Below are 2344 nucleotides of genomic sequence, written 5' to 3'. Positions count from 1 at the left end.
TTCATAACGACAAACAGAACGGCTTAGGTCGTCATATCACTGAATTGTGGTATGACCCTGAATCAAAGTTTAAGGAGTATTAAATGGGACAGCCAAAAAAGAAATTTAAGCTTAACATGATGTATGTAGTCCCAGTATTGGTGATTATTGGCTTTATAGCACTATGTTATGTAGGCTCTCTTCTTTTAATGCACTTAAACGGATTGCCTTTAGAAAAGGCTGGACCTTTTACAGCTTTTAGATACTTTCCTATCTATAAAAATTCACCTGTAAAATCTGTAAGGCTAACAGTGATCTTCTGTGCTGCATTTCCTTTTTTAGTAAGTGCAGGTATTGCAGTTCTCTTTTACATCACTAAATACAAGCCTCGTGCGTTGCATGGAGATGCACGTTTTGCAACTTACATGGAGATTAAAAAAGCAGGACTTGTTGCTCGTGACAGCTATGATAAGACAATTTTGGTTGGCCAGTATAAAGAACACGGCCGAAACGAATATTTATGTTATGGCGGTTATCAGTTTGTGATGTTAGCTGCTCCAGCACGCTCAGGAAAAGGCGTAGGCGTAGTTATCCCAAATTGTCTTAATTACAGTGATTCTCTTGTTGTTCTTGATATTAAGCTTGAAAATTTCAATAAAACAGCAGGATTTAGAGCAAAAAGTGGTCAGGAAGTTTACCTCTTTGCTCCATATGATGAATGTGAATCAGAAAGACAGGAAGGTAAACCTGCACCTATGAGAACACATAGGTACAACCCTTTAGGCTATGTAAGCTCTGATCCCGTAGATAGAATTGGCGATATAGACTCAATTGCTCAGGCTTTTTACAACAATCCAAACTCTAAAGATAAGTTTTTCGATGAACAGGCAAAAGATCTGTTTCGTGGCATAACAATGCTTGTTTTAGAAACTCCAGGCATTCCTCATACTTTAGGAGAAGTGTTCAGACAGTCATCTGGCTATGGAAAAGCTCTTCCAGAGCATCTTAATGAGATGATTGAAAAGGCAAAAGCAGAAGGTAGGCCATATTCTGATGAATGTGTTGCAGCAATTAGCCGTGTATGCACCTTATCTGATAACACCTTTGCAGGTGTTAAAGGTTCAATGCAGGTTCCTTTAATGCCATGGGCTAATGCTCGTGTAGATGCTGCAACCAGTGCCAATGATTTTGATTTAAGAGATGTTCGTAAAAAGAGAATGACCATATACGTAGGCATTACTCCTAATAAGCTTGCTGAGGCTAAGAACATCATCAATCTTTTCTTTGATCAGCTCATTAATTTGAATACAAAGACACTGCCTCAACAGGACAAATCACTTAAATATCAGTGCCTGATGATTTTAGATGAGTTTACAGCAGCAGGAAAAATCAATCAGATTGCTCAGTCTATTTCATATCAGGCTGGCTATAACATGAGAGTTCTGACAATTATTCAGAACAAATCTCAGTTAGAAGATGTTTATGGTAAGCCTGGTGCTTTAACTCTGATGTCTAACCATGCCTTGATGATTATGTATGCACCGTCACCTGTAGTGCAATCTGATGCTAATGAATATTCTGAAATGCTGGGATATCAGACTGTTAAAAATACTTCTCATTCTCGTTCTTTTGGCAAGCAGGGCTCACGCTCAGACTCAACCTCAGATCAAAAGAGAGCTTTGATGCTTCCTCAAGAATTAAAAGAGATGGATATGTGGGAAGAGATCGTGTCACTTGAACACACTAAGCCTATTAGATGCGGAAAAATCAAATATTTTGAAGATCCAATTTTTACAGCTCGTGTTGATTGGCAGATCCCAGAAATTCCATTAGTTGATCTTGAAAAGTTCATGCAGAGCACAAAAGCAGGTGCCAAGATCCTTTCTAATACAAGTGAATCAGAAAATGAATCTGCAGATCTTGATCAAATAGGTAAAAACGATGTTCCAAGTCAAGATGAAATAATCAGTCGATTAGATCAGATCCCAGAAAATAAGCTGGTTGATGTTATATCACTTGTTAAGCAAAGTTCACCTCTTAACAAGCTAGGTATTCCTGAACTTAAGATGAATTATGGTGGAACGTCTGAGGATTCTAAAAAGAGAATGCTTTCTGACTTTTTTGAGTCATCCCCTGATGATGAAACTTTGGATGAGGTTTTAGAGCAGAGTGATCTTAGTGAAGATGAGCAAGAAACTCTGTCCCTCATGCAAGAATTTACAGTGGATGAAAATTCAAATTCACAAAAAGGACTTTTAGTTTCTGAAGAATACAAACAGGTTCAAGCTGCAGACGTTCTAGCTAAATTTGGTTTTAGCTCGATTAAAGAGTCTGATGAAATACCAGAAGATCTTGACAGTATCAA

At 37.9% G+C, this 2344-nt stretch carries 1 protein-coding gene; it reads left to right on the top strand.

Features of this window, described 5'->3' with window-relative positions; genetic code table 11:
• Window positions 1-83 precede the first annotated feature (83 nt).
• On the top strand, window positions 84-2344 hold a 2261-nt coding region (locus ACJML3_RS02735), incomplete at its 3' end, for a type IV secretory system conjugative DNA transfer family protein (RefSeq protein ID WP_406020392.1).

Origin of the sequence: Succinivibrio sp., assembly GCF_045124615.1 — a bacterium.
GTDB classification, from domain to species: Bacteria; Pseudomonadota; Gammaproteobacteria; order Enterobacterales; family Succinivibrionaceae; genus Succinivibrio; species Succinivibrio faecicola.
The sequence above is the reverse complement of the archived record's forward strand: the minus strand, read 5'-3'. Positions and strand labels throughout refer to the sequence as shown.